The organism is Fictibacillus phosphorivorans (genome assembly GCF_001629705.1).
Lineage (GTDB): Bacteria > Bacillota > Bacilli > Bacillales > Fictibacillaceae > Fictibacillus > Fictibacillus phosphorivorans_A.
Window position 1 is genome coordinate 254,927 of sequence record NZ_CP015378.1, and the last position, 15,637, is coordinate 270,563.

The following is a 15,637-nucleotide window of genomic DNA, read 5'->3' on the forward strand; positions in this document are numbered from 1 at the left end:
GTACGCCCCGTGGAAAGCGAGCGACCTGGAGTGTAAATCAACTACTTACACAAGCTTCAATACAAACGAAAACAGCCTAAAAAAGGAGATCTATCAATGAAAAAAACACTCGTCATTATCGCACATCCTCATCTACAGAACTCTACAGTAAATAAAAGATGGGCAGAGGAAATAGAAAAACAAGATCACGTTACGGTTCGAAAACTTTATGATCTATATCCAGACGGGAAAGTGAACGTTGAAGAAGAACAGCGCATGCTGCTTGAACACGATCGTATCGTTCTGCAATTTCCGTTCTACTGGTACAGCTCACCTTCACTTTTAAAAGAATGGCAAGATAGAGTGCTAGCGTTCGGTTGGGCTTATGGTCCTGGAGGCGACGCATTACATGGAAAAGAGCTAGTACTTGCTATTTCAACAGGAGGCCCAGACTTCTCTTACAAAGCAGGAGGTCACAACCACTATACGATTAGTGAACTGCTTCGTCCGTTCCAAGCGACATCTAACTTGATCGGAACACGTTATATCACGCCGTTCGTCTTCCATAGTGCAATTCGCGCATCAGAGGAAGCCGTTGAACAAAGCGCGCAGAATTATATCTCATACGTTTTGAATCCTGAAATTTAATGAAATTCATTCTTCATCAAGCTCATCTGGACTTGGTCGCGGCAGCTTCCGCGTATCCATTCTGCCTGCCTGACAACGCCTTCAGCTTGAAAGCCTAGTCGGCGGGCGAGCTTGATGCTTTTATCATTTTGAACCGCAGCACGCAGCTCCACGCGATTCAGCATCAGCGTGTAATAAGCATACATAAGCATTCCTTTTACCGCTCGCTGTGCGATTCCATGGCCTTCAAATCCTGATCCTACCCAATAGCCAAGCATACCTGACTGGTTGTGCCACTTAATATCGTATAAAGCAACAGAGCCTGCTACTTGCCCCCGATACCATATAAAAAGAACAACATCTGTTTGTTCTTTCATCTTTTTGTTCACCGTTTTAATAAACTGCCGCATCTCACCGCTTGATTGGGTGTAATCGACCCAGCTGATCCACGGTCCAAGATGTTGACGTGATTTTTCTAACATTCTATAGATGGTGTCGGATTCTTTAATGTCTGCTTGTTTTAGCATGATTTCATCGTCGATATGCCACATAAGCATAGCCATTCCTCCCAAAAAGCAGTATGAACTTCACAATCTTTCCACATGATGAATCATAGAGTGAGAACCTTATTTTTGTTATAATGCAGAAGTACAGAACTGGCTTGTAAAAAAGCAAGCACGGGTGTTTTTAAATATGAAAGGAAGAACACAATGTTTGATTATCGAAAATGGAAGCATGTGTTTAAGCTAGATCCTGATAAAGAGATCAGTGACAGTGACCTTGAGCTGATCTGTGAGAGCGGAACGGACGCTGTTATCGTCGGGGGATCTAGTGGCATTACATTGGATAACACGTTAGACCTTATGTCACGAATTCGCAGATATGCGGTTCCTTGTGTGCTTGAAGTATCTAATATCGAATCACTTACACCAGGATTCGATTTTTACTATATTCCTACTGTATTAAATGCAAAAGATGCTACCTTCATTACGGGGCTTCATACTGAAGCGTTGAAAGAATTTGGTGACATCATGAACTGGGACGAGATTCTAACTGAAGGATATTGCATCTTAAATCCAGATTGTGAGGCGGCAAAACGGTCGAGTGCCAACACAGAACTCTCGGCAGATGATGTTGTAGCATATGCCCGCTTGGCCGAAAAAATGTTTAAGCTTCCGATCTTTTACTTGGAATACAGCGGCACTTATGGTGATGTTGATATCGTTCGTCAAGTAAAAAACGTGCTTGAAAACACGATCCTCTATTATGGAGGCGGCATTCATTCGGGAGAACAAGCGAAAGAGATGGCAGAGTTCGCGGATACAGTTGTTGTCGGGAACGTTATTTATGACGACTTAAAAGCTGCGATTGAAACAGTTGAAGCGGTTAAGGGTAAAAGTTGATAAAATCTCAAAAATGAGTGAGAATAAAAATAAGAATATATGTTCGGGCGGTGAATGAAGAATGAGTATGCATCAAATGATTGAAAAACTATTATCAGGACTGAATCCTGAGCAGAAAGCAGCAGTAAAACATACAGACGGGCCGTTGTTATTGATGGCTGGTGCGGGAAGCGGTAAGACGAGGGTGTTAACTCATCGTATCGCTTATTTAATGATGGAAAAAGAAGTTGCACCTTGGAATATCCTAGCGATCACGTTTACAAATAAAGCAGCACGAGAGATGAAGGAAAGGGTCGCAAGAATTACAGGACCAGTAGCAGAAGAGATCTGGATTTCTACGTTCCACTCCATGTGCGTACGAATTTTACGCCGTGATATCGATCGAATCGGAATTAACCGTAACTTTACGATTTTAGATGCGACAGATCAATTGTCTGTTGTAAAAGCTGTATTGAAAGATCTGAACTACGATCCTAAAAAATATGAACCTCGCGGAATTTTAAGCGCGATCTCGTCTTTAAAGAACGAATTAAAAACAGCAGCAGATTTTGCGAAGGTGGCGAACGGGCACTTTGAAGGTGTTGTTCAAGAAGTTTATGAAGGCTATGAAAAGCGTCTTCGCAAGAATCAGGCGTTAGATTTTGATGATTTGATAATGACGACGATCCAGCTTTTTGCAAAAGTACCTGAAGTGCTAGAGTTCTATCAACGCAAGTTTCAATATATTCATGTGGATGAGTACCAAGATACGAACAGAGCGCAATATATGCTCGTTAAAATGTTAGCGGATCGATTCCGTAACCTTTGTGTGGTAGGAGACTCAGATCAGTCGATCTATGGCTGGCGTGGCGCAGATATCGCAAACATTCTATCGTTTGAAAAGGACTATAACGATGCTGAAGTTATCCTTTTAGAGCAAAACTATCGTTCTACGAAAAAGATTCTTCAAGCAGCTAATAAAGTGATCGAAAACAACATGAACCGTAAGCCAAAGAATCTTTGGACAGATAATACGGATGGCGCTAGCATCACGTACTACCAAGGTGACGATGAACAAGGAGAGAGCTATTACGTAACAGGTAAGATTCGTGAAGCTGTATCATCGGGTAAACGTTCGTATAATGACATCGCAATCCTGTATCGTACAAATGCGCAATCACGTGTTATTGAGGAAGTTTTGATCAAATCGAACATTCCGTACAATATCGTGGGCGGCACGAAGTTCTATGACAGAAAAGAGATCAAGGACATCTTAGCGTATCTTCGTCTTATTTCGAATCCAGATGATGATATCTCGCTTCAGCGTATCGTGAATGTTCCGAAGCGCGGAATCGGTGCGTCTTCTATGGATAAAGTCGCACAGTATGCAACAAACAATGATCTCTCTATGTATCAAGCGCTTCAAGAAGTAGAGCAGATTGGTCTTAGCGCACGTGCAACAAACTCTTTAAGAGAGTTCTCTGAGTTTGTTACAAACTGGACGCGTCAGCAGGAATTTCTTTCTGTGACCGAATTAACGGAAGAAGTGCTGACTAAGACAGGCTATCGTGATGCATTGAAAGCTGAGAAAACGATTGAAGCACAAAGCCGTCTAGAGAATATTGATGAGTTTATTTCAGTTACGCAAGACTTTGAAAAGAAACAAGATGATAAATCATTGATCGCGTTCTTAACTGATCTAGCACTTGTTGCAGATATTGATAAGCTCGATGAAGATGCAGCAGATGACAAGCCGAAAGAATCTGTTGTTCTGATGACGCTTCACTCTGCAAAAGGTCTAGAGTTTCCGATGGTCTTCTTGATGGGTCTTGAAGAAGGGGTATTCCCACATAGCCGTGCTCTTTTTGAAGAGAATGAGATGGAAGAGGAACGTCGACTGGCATACGTTGGAATCACCCGTGCAGAAGAAGAGTTATTCTTAACGAATGCTAGAATGCGTACCCTTTATGGACGTACGACGACAAATCCAGAATCTCGTTTTATCGCTGAGATTCCAGAAGATCTTATCGAGACAGAAGTAAAAGAAAAACCATCTGTTCCGTGGGGATCAAGTGCTCGTTCAGGTGGAGGAGCTACGCCATCGTTCATGGCACCGAAAAAGAAAATGGTTACACCTGTCTATCAATCTTCTGGTGGGGAGAAACTGGAATGGAGAGTAGGCGACAAAGTCAAACACCGTAAATGGGAAACAGGAACCGTTGTAAGCATGCGTGGTTCAGGAGATTCAATGGAACTCGACATCGCGTTTCCACAGCCTGTAGGTGTGAAAAGACTGCTTGCTAAATTTGCCCCGATTGAAAAAGCGTAAGAAAAGAAGGAGTGGAACGGGTTGAACGAAGAACAAGCGAAGGAACGCATCCTGGAACTCCGGGAAATGCTAGAAAAATATAATTACGAATATCACGTACTAGACAAGCCGTCTGTACCTGATGCTGAATATGATCAGCTCATGAAAGAGCTGATCGAGCTTGAGAACAATCATCCAAAACTTCATGACGAGCATTCGCCTACATCACGTGTAGGCGGTGCTGTTTTGGACTTTTTTGAAAAAGTAGAACATACTGTACCGATGCTGAGTCTAGGTAATGCTTTCAACGATCAAGATCTGCGAGATTTTGACCGCCGTGTGAGAGATGGCGTAGGTTCGAACGTATCGTATGTTGCTGAACTTAAGATCGATGGTCTAGCTGTATCCCTTACGTATCAAGATGGTCGTTTTGTTCGTGGGGCTACACGTGGTGACGGCACAATCGGTGAGGATATAACGAATAATTTAAAAACGATCCGTTCTATTCCATTTAAGTTAAAAGAAGATGTCATGCTTGAAGTACGAGGCGAGGCGTTCATGCCAAAAAGATCCTTCCAAAAGCTCAATGCACATAGAGAAGAAGAAGGACAAGAGCTTTTTGCGAATCCACGGAACGCAGCAGCTGGATCTTTACGTCAGCTTGATCCGAAGATCGCCGCGAGCCGTAACCTCGATATTTTTCTTTATGGTGTAGGAAAGCTTGAAGGTCATTCGGTCGATTTCCACGACGAAAGTCTAACGTACTTAAGCCACTTAGGTTTCAAAACGAACCCAGAGTGGAAGAAGTGCGCGAACATTGAAGAAGTGATTGAATATGTGAACAGCTGGCAGGAAAAGCGTCCAGACCTTCCATATGAGATCGACGGAATCGTTATCAAGGTGAACTCTCTTTATCAGCAAGAGGAACTAGGATTCACGGCGAAGAACCCGCGTTGGGCGATCGCGTACAAGTTTCCTGCTGAAGAGGTTGTTACAAAGCTTGAAGGCATCGAGTTGAACGTTGGACGTACGGGTGTCGTTACACCGACTGCACTGCTGCAACCTGTGTTAGTAGCGGGAACGACGGTAAAGCGTGCATCGTTACATAATGAAGACTTGATTCGTGAAAAAGATATCAAGCTCGGTGATTATGTTGTGGTAAAAAAAGCCGGTGACATCATTCCGGAAGTCGTGAATGTAATAACGGAGCGCCGAACTGGTGATGAGATCGATTTTAATATGCCGACCGAATGCCCGGAGTGCGACAGCAAGCTAGAGCGTCTGGATGGTGAAGTAGCTTTAAGGTGTTTGAACCCGCAATGTCCGGCACAGATTCGAGAAGGATTCATACACTTTGTATCGCGAAACGCCATGAACATTGATGGGCTAGGCGAAAAGGTAGTCGCACAGCTGTTCAAAGAAAAATTAATCCAAAACTTTGCCGATTTGTTTAAGCTAGAGCGCGAGAAACTGTTAGAATTAGAGCGTATGGGCGAGAAGTCGGTAGATAATCTGCTTGCAGCAATTGAAAAGTCGAAAGAAAATTCATTAGAGCGTCTGCTGTTTGGACTTGGCATTCGTCACGTTGGAGCGAAAGCGGCGAAGACGATCGCGCAGCGCTTTGAAAATATGGATGGTTTGATGAGTGCTTCTAAAGAAGAGCTTTTAGCTGTTGAAGAAATCGGAGAAAAGATGGCTGACTCGATCCTTCTTTATTTTTCAAAGCCAGAAGTGCACGAGCTCGTAGCTGAACTGAAGACCCTTGGCATGAACATGGAATACAAAGGTCCAAAGCTTGTAAAAGTTGAAGATCTCGATACTCCGTTTGCTGGGAAAACAGTCGTGTTAACAGGTAAACTGTCTATTTTGACTCGTAATGATGCAAAGGAACAATTGGAACGCTTAGGAGCGAAAGTGACAGGAAGCGTGAGTAAGAATACAGATATGCTGATCGCGGGAGAAGATGCTGGATCTAAGCTTGATAAAGCGAAGACGCTAGGCATTGAGATTTGGGATGAGCAAAAATTGGTGGACGAGCTTAACAAATAAGATTGGCGAGAGCTAACCAACAATACTAGAGGAGTGTCCGTGATGATGAAACGGGTTGGGCTCCTTTTCTTAAGTACTTTACTGCTTTTAACCGGCTGCTGGGGTGGCGATGAGCTGGAAAAAGAAGAAAAGATCGTGCAAGAAAAGGGCAAAAAAGATGAAAAAGCGATTATTACAGGGGAGATTAACACTGGTGAAAAGTACTACCGAAGTATTTTTCCGTTCGAACCAGGTGGTGCCCGTGGTGTAATCCGTTATGGTGTTGATAACCGCCTTGATATCAACGAGTTTGAGATGGGCTTAATGCGTATCGCTCAAGACACATTCAGTACAGACAAGTACTTTTTCCAAGAAGGACAGATTTTGAATGAGCCAACGGTAACGAACTGGCTGAAAAGATCAGATGAAGACCCTGGAAAAAGTAAGAGCAAGCTAGATCAAACAGGATTGAATCCCAAGCTTGGTGTAAAAGTAGACGAAGGTGATCCGGGCTACAAAGATAAGATGCTAGAAGCAAACAAGAACAACCCTAAGTATCTTTCTTATGTATTGGAACATAACTATCTTGTTCAGAGTGGTGATGGAAAAGTAAAGCTTGGCGGTGTGGTTATCGGTTTATCCTTTAACTCAACGTATTACTATGATGTTAACCAACAAGGCTTGATCTATCCTGGTGAAGTTAAGCTTGAACGCGATAAAGTGAAACAAGAAGCACAGAAAATCGCTGGGCAAGTAGCAAGTCGTTTACGTACTGATGCAAAGCTGAAAGATGTGCCGATCGTATTTGCTCTTTATCAAGAAGAAGAACGTGATTCTGTAACGCCTGGTAACTTCTTCGCTTCAGGTGTTGTGAAAAAAGGAAGCAACTCGGTCAGTTCATGGGAAGACGTAGATGAGGATTATATACTGTTCCCATCTGACGCAGCTTCAAAAAAGAAGCGAAGTGACTATGAAAAGTTCACGACCTTTAAATCTAAGGTTCAAGAATATTTCCCTAACTATATCGGTGTGATCGGAAAAGGCTACTATAAGGACGGCAACCTTGAGCGATTGACGATTGAGATTCCGGTTCAGTTCCGCGGTAAAGCTGAGATCATCTCCTTTACCCAGTTTGTAGCAACCTCCGCACTAGGCGAGCTGCCGAATGTGCCGATAGAAGTATACATCGGCTCGGCCGTTGATCAGCCAGAGGCGCTAATTGTAAAAGACGAAACAACGCAAGAAGAACCCTTCGTGCATATTTATCGTAAATAAGGATTTTTTGAAAGCCCACTACCTTTATGGTTAGTGGGTTTTTGTTGGGCAGGGTGAGGGAGGTACCTGGGGAAGCAGCCCGCATTGTGGTTTTGTGATTTTACGGTACGTGTTTTTATATTTATTTCACGTTCACCGCTAAATTGGCTGTTTCCACCTGAAAGTGCTTCGTTTTCACCTGAAAAGTGGTTGTGAGCACCGCTACCAAGCATGTGACCACCTGAGATTGCACGGCGACCACCTGAAGACAGCTCTGTGCAATACAAAAAGGAAACTATATTGAACAAAAGTGAACCACTTTCAAAGACTCTCTTGGAAAAATATACTTAACAGCGACTAAAACTCATATTTATTCGTTTCACTCTTGAATCTTCTTAAAAAAAATCACGTAAAACTTTACTAATCATTCACTACAAAGAAAAAAGATACAAAAATGCACGGCATCCCTTTAAAATAAAGAATTCTGACTATTATCAGTTTGTTTGAACAAACCGCTATGTTCATGTAGAATGAACGTGGGAAACCGAATAATGAAAACGCTTTAATAGGAGGGGAATTTATTATGACACGTGAATACCGTCATGAACCATTTATGGATTTTTCAGTTCCTGCAAACAAGGAAGCTTACGAAGCAGGGTTAAAAGTAATTAACTCAAAGCTTGGTACTGAGTTTCCGCTTGTTATCGGCAGTGAAAAGATCACGACAGACGAAAAGATTGTTTCTATAAATCCAGCCAACAAAGAAGAAGTGATTGGATCTGTTTCCAAAGCGACTCAAGATCACGCTGAGCAAGCGATGCAAGCTGCATTAACAGCTTTTGAATCTTGGAAAAAGTGGGATCCTGAACACCGCGCGAACATCTTGTTCCGTGCAGCAGCGATCATCCGCCGCCGTAAATATGAATTCTCCGCTATGCTTACAAAAGAAGCAGGTAAGCCATGGAAAGAAGCTGACGCTGATACAGCTGAAGCGATCGACTTTTTAGAATACTATGCACGCCAAGCGATCAAGCTTAAAGCTGGACAACCAGTTGTAAGCCGTGACGGCGAAATTAATAAATTTAGCTATATCCCACTTGGAGTAGGTATCGTTATCTCTCCATTCAACTTCCCATTTGCGATCATGGCAGGGACTGCAGCAGCGGCGTTCGTTACAGGTAACACAGTATTGTTGAAGCCTGCGAACTCAACGCCAATTATTGCAGCAATGTTCGTACAAGTGATGGAAGAAGCAGGACTTCCTGCAGGCGTACTTAACTTTGTTCCTGGTAGCGGTGCTGAGATCGGTGACTACTTAGTAGACCACCCGAAAACTCGCTTCGTATCGTTCACGGGTTCTCGTGAAGTTGGTTGCCGTATCTATGAGCGCGCAGCAAAAGTACACCCTGGCCAAATCTGGCTGAAGCGTGTAATCGCTGAAATGGGGGGAAAAGACACAGTGGTTGTTGACCGTGATGCTGATCTTGAATTAGCAGCTAGCTCAATCGTTTACTCTGCGTTCGGATTCTCTGGACAAAAATGTTCTGCAGGATCTCGTGCGGTTATCCACCAAGACGTTTACGACGAAGTTTTAGAAAAAGCAGTAGCGCTTACTAAAACATTAACGATGGGTAATCCAGAAGAAGTTGGCACATACATGGGGCCAGTAATCGATCAAGCTTCTTTCAACAAGATTATGAAATACATCGAGATCGGAAAAGAAGAAGGCCGTCTGATGACTGGTGGAGAAGGCGACGACTCTAAAGGTTACTTCATCCAGCCTACAATCTTTGCTGATGTAGATGAAAAAGCTCGTCTGATGCAAGAAGAAATCTTCGGACCAGTTGTAGCGGTATGTAAAGCGCGTGACTTCGATCACATGATGGAAATCGCAAACAACACAGAGTATGGTCTAACAGGTGCGCTTCTTTCTAACAACCGTGAGCACATCGAGCGCGCACGTGAAGAGTTCCACGTAGGTAACTTCTACATCAACCGTGGATGTACAGGCGCAATCGTTGGATACCAGCCGTTCGGCGGATTCAACATGTCTGGAACTGACTCAAAAGCGGGTGGCCCAGACTACCTAACACTTCACATGCAAGCAAAAACAACTTCAGAAACACTTTAATTTTTGAAATTGAGCCCTTTCTCACCTGAGAAAGGGTTTTTATGTGGGTATTTTTCATTTATAAGTCTTCATCAGAATTTATAAGTCTTGAAAAAATTTTATAAGTCTTCAAATTTTTTTATAGGTCCTCAAAAAAATTTATAAGTCTTCACACAATCTGCGAACAAAAAAATGGATTGTACACGCCGCTTCAGGAGAAGTTAATCGTATAACGATATGAAAGCAGGTGTGAAGATGTCAAAAGATAAAGAGCCAAAGAAGAGTGTTCCTGAAGTCGAACTAGATGAAACCTTACCTCATCAGATTAGTTCTCCTGATTTTAAAGGCACAGGAATGAAGATGGAAGCGCCGTTTGTAAACGAGCATGGTGTCGTAATCGGAGATAGCTTCTACGATTCAGAGAATTCGCCACTGAACAACTGGAGTACAGACACAGATCCAGAAGTGATGGCAGGTGAAGAGTGGGTGCATCCGACCAATGATATCGGCTGGAACACGAACATGAACCGCGACCTCATTGAAAAGAAAGCACCGCCAAAAGAAGCTATGCTTCGGCATCCAACGAAAGACTCGAGCTACGGAAAAGACTAAAAGCATTCGGTGAAGTAACCGAATGTTTTTCTTTTGCTTTGTTATGGGAAGTTGTTGCTATCCGCTCCAGGTTGCTCGCTTTCCGCGGGGCAGGCGGTGAGCCACATTCGTTCGTTGCACTCTTAAGTGTCTCACCTGCCCACCTGTCCCGCAGGAGTCTCGCACCTTACACTCCAATCAACTTTCATAGAAGAAGATAAAAATTAGGATGATACCAACAAACTTTTAGAAAAATAGCCTTTTCTTTTGGTGTTCAACACTATGTAGTAAGATAAACATAACAAATAAGGAGGTAACACACATGGCATATTTCGCAGCAATTTTACATATGGAAAAACCAGAGCTCAATCAAGAATTCCGTCAGGCTCACTTAGATTACTTAGCAGAGCTTGTTGCACAGGATAAAGTTCATTTGAAAGGACCATTCTTGGACGGAGCAGGCGGTATGGTCGTTTACAAAGCGGAGTCACTAGACGAGGCTAAACAATTAGCAGAAGAAGATCCTTACGTAAAAGAAGGCGTGCGCCGCTTAGAACTTCATGAGTGGGGGATCTAAAGCATTTAAAATCAATAACGGAAGAATCTACGTAAAAGTAGATTCTTTTTTCTATTTTGAGGTCTATTTATGTGGCGTAAGTGATGCCTTCAGGTGGAAGCGGTGCAATCTCAGGTGCTCACAGCACTTTTTCAGGTGGTAACTCAACACGCACAGGTGAAAACAACCTATTTACCGGTGAACGTGTAATAAATATAAAAACACGTACCGTAAAACGGACTCACATCCCGCAAATAACACACAATCCCACTAAAACCTCATAAAAATAACTCAATTTCGTGAATGTTCCGTCCTCAAGTTGCTTATACAGCGAGCTTTTTGTTATCATCAGAATAATACTTTTCGTATAGAAAGTCTTGGAGGTGGCGAGCTTGTCTCGAATTTCAAAAGATCAAGTGAAACACGTGGCGCATTTAGCCAGGTTAGCGGTTACGGAGGAAGAAGCCGAATTGCTGACTGAACAATTAGATAAGATCATCGGGTTTGCTGAAGAACTGAATGAACTCGACACAGATAACGTGGAGCCGACTACGCACGTTCTGGAGCTGAAGAATATCCTTCGCAAAGATGAAGTTAGGAATTCTGTATCAGTGGATGAGGCGATGAAAAATGCGCCTTCAGAAAGAGATGGCCAGTTTAAAGTTCCGAACATTTTGGAGTAGGAGGAAAGACCACGTATGTCGATTTTAGATAAAAAGATCTCAGAACTTCATCAGTTATTACATACAAAAGAATTGAGTGTAGCTGACATTGTGGATGCGACGTTTGACCGCATTCATCAAGTAGATGGTAAAGTAAAAGCGTTTTTAACACTTAATGAAGAATACAGCCGAATCAAGGCTAAACAATTAGATGAAAAGCTCGTTTCCGGTGCTGACAGAGGACTGCTCTTTGGTATGCCGATTGGTATCAAGGATAACATCGTAACAAAAGGAATCCGTACAACTTGTGCGTCTCGCATTTTAGAAAACTTTGAACCGATCTATGATGCAACCGTTGTGGAACGCTTGAATCAAGCGGATACGATCACGATCGGAAAATTGAACATGGATGAATTTGCGATGGGGTCATCAAACGAGAACTCCGGATTCCACCCAACTCACAACCCGTGGGATCTTTCTTGTGTACCAGGAGGGTCATCCGGTGCGTCTGCGGCATCCGTATCAGCGGGGGAAGTTCTTTTCTCACTGGGTTCTGATACAGGTGGCTCGATACGTCAGCCTGCTGCTTTCTGTGGTGTTGTTGGATTGAAGCCAACTTACGGACTCGTATCTCGTTACGGCTTAGTCGCGTTCGCATCATCACTGGATCAAATCGGTCCTGTAACGCGTAACGTTGAAGACAATGCATACTTGCTGCAAGCTATTGCAGGGAACGACCCGATGGATTCTACTTCTGCAAAAGTGGATATCCCAGATTACTTGGCTTCTTTTACTGGTGATGTGAAAGGGCTGAAGATTGCGGTTCCAAAAGAATACCTAGGTGAAGGTGTAGAGCCTGGCGTAAAAGAGCGCGTGATGGAAGCTTTAAAAGTACTTGAAGGACTTGGAGCGACATGGGAGGAAGTATCTCTGCCGCATTCTCGTTATGCGCTTGCAACGTACTACTTGCTGTCATCATCTGAAGCTTCTGCTAACCTTTCGCGCTTTGATGGCGTTCGTTACGGATTGCGTTCAGATAACAGCGAGAACTTGATCGAGATGTACAAGCAGTCTAGGAGCGAAGGATTTGGTGAGGAAGTAAAACGCCGCATCATGCTTGGAACGTTCGCGTTAAGCTCTGGATACTACGATGCTTATTATAAAAAAGCACAAAAAGTTCGTACGCTGATTAAAGAAGACTTTACGAACATTTTTGAAAAATACGATGTAATTATCGGACCAACAACGCCATCTGCATCGTTTAAATGTGGATCGATGACGAAAGATCCATTAACGATGTACATGAACGATATTCTAACGATTCCGGTTAACTTAGCGGGTGTGCCTGCGATCTCTGTACCATGTGGATTCTCAGATGGACTGCCGATCGGACTTCAGATCATCGGTAAACATTTTGACGAGAGCACGATTTATCGCGTAGCACATGCGTTTGAACAAGCAACAGATCATCACACAGAAAAGCCGAAGCTGTAGGGGGTGCAGAAAATGAGCGAATTTGAAACGATAATTGGATTAGAAGTACACGTGGAATTAAAAACGAACACTAAGATTTTCTGCGGCTGTTCTACAAACTTTGGTGCACCGCCAAACACGAATGTGTGTCCGATCTGCTTAGGACATCCTGGCGTGTTGCCTGTTGTGAACCATCAAGCTGTAGATTTTTCAATGCGTGCTGCACTTGCACTTAACTGTGAAATCAATAGAGAAACAAAATTTGACCGCAAGAACTACTTTTATCCAGACAATCCGAAAGCTTATCAAGTGTCGCAGTTCGATAAGCCGATCGGTGAAAATGGCTGGATCGAGATCGAAGTGGGCGGAAACAAAAAGAAAATCGGCATCACGCGCATCCATATGGAAGAGGATGCGGGTAAGCTGACGCATACGGCAGACGGATCACTTGTCGATTTGAACCGTCAAGGAACGCCTCTTGTTGAAATCGTATCTGAGCCGGATATTCGTACGCCTGAAGAAGCTTATGCGTATCTAGAAAAGCTGAAAGCGATCATTCAATACACAGGTGTATCTGATTGTAAGATGGAAGAAGGTTCGTTGCGCTGTGACGCGAACATCTCGATTCGTCCAGTCGGTCAAGAGAAGTTCGGAACAAAGGCGGAGCTTAAGAACTTAAACTCGTTTGCTTTCGTTCAAAAAGGGTTAGAGCATGAAGAGAAGCGTCAGCGTGAAGTGGTTTCAGCTGGAGGAGAGATTCTTCAAGAGACTCGCCGATATGATGAAGCGACGAAAACGACGATCCTCATGCGTGTAAAAGAAGGATCTGACGACTATCGCTACTTCCCAGAGCCTGACCTCGTATCCATTTTTATTGATGAAGAATGGATGGGTCGTGTGAAAGCGGACATTCCAGAACTTCCTGATGCTCGTCAAAAACGTTATGTGGGTGACTTTGGTCTACCTGAATATGATGCGAAAGTATTAACGATGACAAAAGAGATGGCTGATTTCTTTGAAGCGACAATTTCAGCTGGTGCAGATGCGAAGCAAGCATCCAACTGGATCATGGGTGAAGTGAGTGCTTACTTAAACAACGAAAACAAAGAACTAGACCAAACGGCTTTAACAGCTGAAGGTCTTGCTGGCATGATCAAGCTGATCGCTGACGGAACGATCTCGAACAAGATTGCTAAGACGGTCTTCAAAGAGTTGATCGAGAACGGTGGCGACGCAGATAAAATCGTAAAAGAAAAAGGTCTCGTGCAGATCTCAGACGAAGGAGCAATTCGCGAAATCGTCGTGAAGATCCTCGATGCGAACGAGCAATCTGTTGCGGATTATAAAGACGGAAAAGAAAAAGCAGTCGGATTCCTTGTTGGACAAGTGATGAAAGAAACAAAAGGGAAAGCGAACCCTCCACTTGTAAACAAGCTGATTGTGGAAGAACTTAAAAAGAGATAAGAATTGTTATTTAAAAGGGTAAGGCGACCAAGCTTAATGTGGTTGCTTTACCCTTTTCTTGTTTTTGAAGTGCGTTGTTCAATCAATGGGGCATCGGAATGCAACGAAGTTCTAAAACTAATCACTTTGGAATTACTGTATTTATTTCATCTTTGACAAGTTGATCGGAGAGGAGGGTGCGAGACTCCTGGGGGATCAGTGGGACAGGTGAGACTCTTAACAGCGCAGAGCGCTAAGAGGCTCACCGCACACCCCCCGGAAAGCGAGCATCCCGGAGCGGAGATCAACACTTTCAAAACTATACTTTCAAACAATCCTGAATCAAATAAGCAATCTGCTTACATGATGGATGATTATTCAGGTTTAAGATCAACCCTTTTACAATAGCAGGACTAAGGCTTGGCTCAATCATCTGCTGTTTCAGAAGATCCAATGACTCTTTTAACGTTGAATCTTCTACTTCCTCTATCTTTTGTTCTACCATTTCTAATAGTTGTTCTTTTGTTACATGAACATGAAAAGGCTCGTTTAACGTATGGTAAAGCGCTTCTGTAATAAACGTCGTCTCTGAATGGTTAGCGAGCAGTGCTGTTTTCTCTGCAAGTGAACGACTCAATGTATGAAGATCGAGTGGCACATCAAAGAACAGGATCAAGTGTGAATACGTATGAATAAAGCCTTTCACACAATAGATTATATCATAACGAGTACGTGAGATTTCATCCTTATATATACGGTCCAACATGCCCAATATGATGTTATCAATGAGTTTATCGTATTGATGGATCTTTGAGATAAGTTCTTCATTCGGTGTTTTTGATTGTTCTTTTATAAAAATCTTGGCAAAATCAGAATGCTTCTGAAAAGTATGAAACGCTGCTTGAAAGAATTCGTATAATAGTTCAGCACTCGCTTTATGATTTTTGACTACATGGTCAATATCTGAGATAAGACTAAGCATAAAGTGGTCGATCAGACCGTTGATCAGTTCGTCTTTTGATTTAAAAGATAAATAGAATGCACCTTTTGAGATGCCTGCATGTTCCGTTATTTGTTGGACTGATGTGGCGTCAAACCCTTGCTGTGCAAAAAGTTCGAGTGCACTCTCCATAATTAGTTGTTTCTTACTCATTGTATCGCTCCTAAGTAATTCATTGACAAATGACCAATCAGTCATTAGTATAAATAATTGAGTTGGATAAG

General features: G+C 42.9%; 13 protein-coding genes. 11 read left to right on the forward strand and 2 right to left on the reverse strand.

Annotation, left to right across the window (positions count from 1 at the left end; translation table 11 throughout):
* The first annotated feature begins 96 nt into the window (after positions 1-96).
* Positions 97-627, forward strand: coding sequence for an NAD(P)H-dependent oxidoreductase (locus ABE65_RS01440; protein ID WP_066390831.1), 531 nt, complete (start codon positions 97-99; stop codon positions 625-627).
* Here ABE65_RS01440 and ABE65_RS01445 read toward each other — a convergent pair.
* Positions 624-1,163 carry a GNAT family N-acetyltransferase gene (locus ABE65_RS01445; RefSeq protein WP_066390832.1) on the reverse strand — a complete coding sequence of 180 codons (540 nt, stop codon included), beginning with the start codon at positions 1,161-1,163 and terminating at the stop codon, positions 624-626. The two genes, ABE65_RS01440 and ABE65_RS01445, sit on opposite strands and share 4 nt — an antisense overlap.
* A gap of 153 nt (positions 1,164-1,316) precedes the next feature.
* On the opposite strand from ABE65_RS01445, the gene ABE65_RS01450 reads away from it, so the two are divergent.
* The 10 genes from ABE65_RS01450 (at position 1,317) to gatB (ending at position 14,434) form a co-directional block, all read left to right on the forward strand.
* On the forward strand, positions 1,317-2,009 hold the full coding sequence (locus ABE65_RS01450) for a heptaprenylglyceryl phosphate synthase (protein WP_066390833.1): 693 nt from the start codon (positions 1,317-1,319) through the stop codon (positions 2,007-2,009).
* 67 nt (positions 2,010-2,076) lie between these two features.
* The gene (gene pcrA, locus ABE65_RS01455; RefSeq protein ID WP_066399612.1) at positions 2,077-4,317 is read left to right on the forward strand and encodes a DNA helicase PcrA; all 2,241 of its coding nucleotides are present in this window, start codon (positions 2,077-2,079) and stop codon (positions 4,315-4,317) included.
* A 21-nt stretch (positions 4,318-4,338) separates the two neighbouring features.
* Positions 4,339-6,345, forward strand: coding sequence for an NAD-dependent DNA ligase LigA (ligA, locus tag ABE65_RS01460; RefSeq protein ID WP_066390836.1), 2,007 nt, complete (start codon positions 4,339-4,341; stop codon positions 6,343-6,345).
* Positions 6,346-6,387: 42 nt separating this feature from the next.
* Positions 6,388-7,599, forward strand: coding sequence for a CamS family sex pheromone protein (locus tag ABE65_RS01465; protein ID WP_082861229.1), 1,212 nt, complete (start codon positions 6,388-6,390; stop codon positions 7,597-7,599).
* 562 nt (positions 7,600-8,161) lie between these two features.
* Positions 8,162-9,709, forward strand: a complete 1,548-nt coding sequence (gene pruA, locus ABE65_RS01475; RefSeq protein WP_066390839.1) for an L-glutamate gamma-semialdehyde dehydrogenase — start codon at positions 8,162-8,164, stop codon at positions 9,707-9,709.
* A 234-nt stretch (positions 9,710-9,943) separates the two neighbouring features.
* Positions 9,944-10,300: a DUF3905 domain-containing protein gene (locus tag ABE65_RS01480; protein ID WP_066399615.1), complete on the forward strand. Its 357-nt coding sequence runs from the start codon at positions 9,944-9,946 to the stop codon at positions 10,298-10,300.
* Positions 10,301-10,601: 301 nt separating this feature from the next.
* The gene (locus tag ABE65_RS01485) at positions 10,602-10,856 is read left to right on the forward strand and encodes a YciI family protein (protein WP_066390840.1); all 255 of its coding nucleotides are present in this window, start codon (positions 10,602-10,604) and stop codon (positions 10,854-10,856) included.
* 371 nt (positions 10,857-11,227) lie between these two features.
* Positions 11,228-11,518 (forward strand): Asp-tRNA(Asn)/Glu-tRNA(Gln) amidotransferase subunit GatC, encoded by a 291-nt coding sequence (gene gatC, locus ABE65_RS01490; RefSeq protein ID WP_066390841.1) that lies wholly within the window; start codon positions 11,228-11,230, stop codon positions 11,516-11,518.
* 15 nt (positions 11,519-11,533) lie between these two features.
* On the forward strand, positions 11,534-12,991 hold the full coding sequence (gene gatA, locus ABE65_RS01495; protein ID WP_066390843.1) for an Asp-tRNA(Asn)/Glu-tRNA(Gln) amidotransferase subunit GatA: 1,458 nt from the start codon (positions 11,534-11,536) through the stop codon (positions 12,989-12,991).
* A gap of 12 nt (positions 12,992-13,003) precedes the next feature.
* On the forward strand, positions 13,004-14,434 hold the full coding sequence (gatB, locus tag ABE65_RS01500; protein WP_066390844.1) for an Asp-tRNA(Asn)/Glu-tRNA(Gln) amidotransferase subunit GatB: 1,431 nt from the start codon (positions 13,004-13,006) through the stop codon (positions 14,432-14,434).
* Positions 14,435-14,732: 298 nt separating this feature from the next.
* Here the strand turns inward: gatB and ABE65_RS01505 are convergent, their stop codons facing one another.
* Positions 14,733-15,566, reverse strand: coding sequence for a TetR/AcrR family transcriptional regulator (locus ABE65_RS01505; RefSeq protein ID WP_066390845.1), 834 nt, complete (start codon positions 15,564-15,566; stop codon positions 14,733-14,735).
* Positions 15,567-15,637 lie beyond the last annotated feature (71 nt).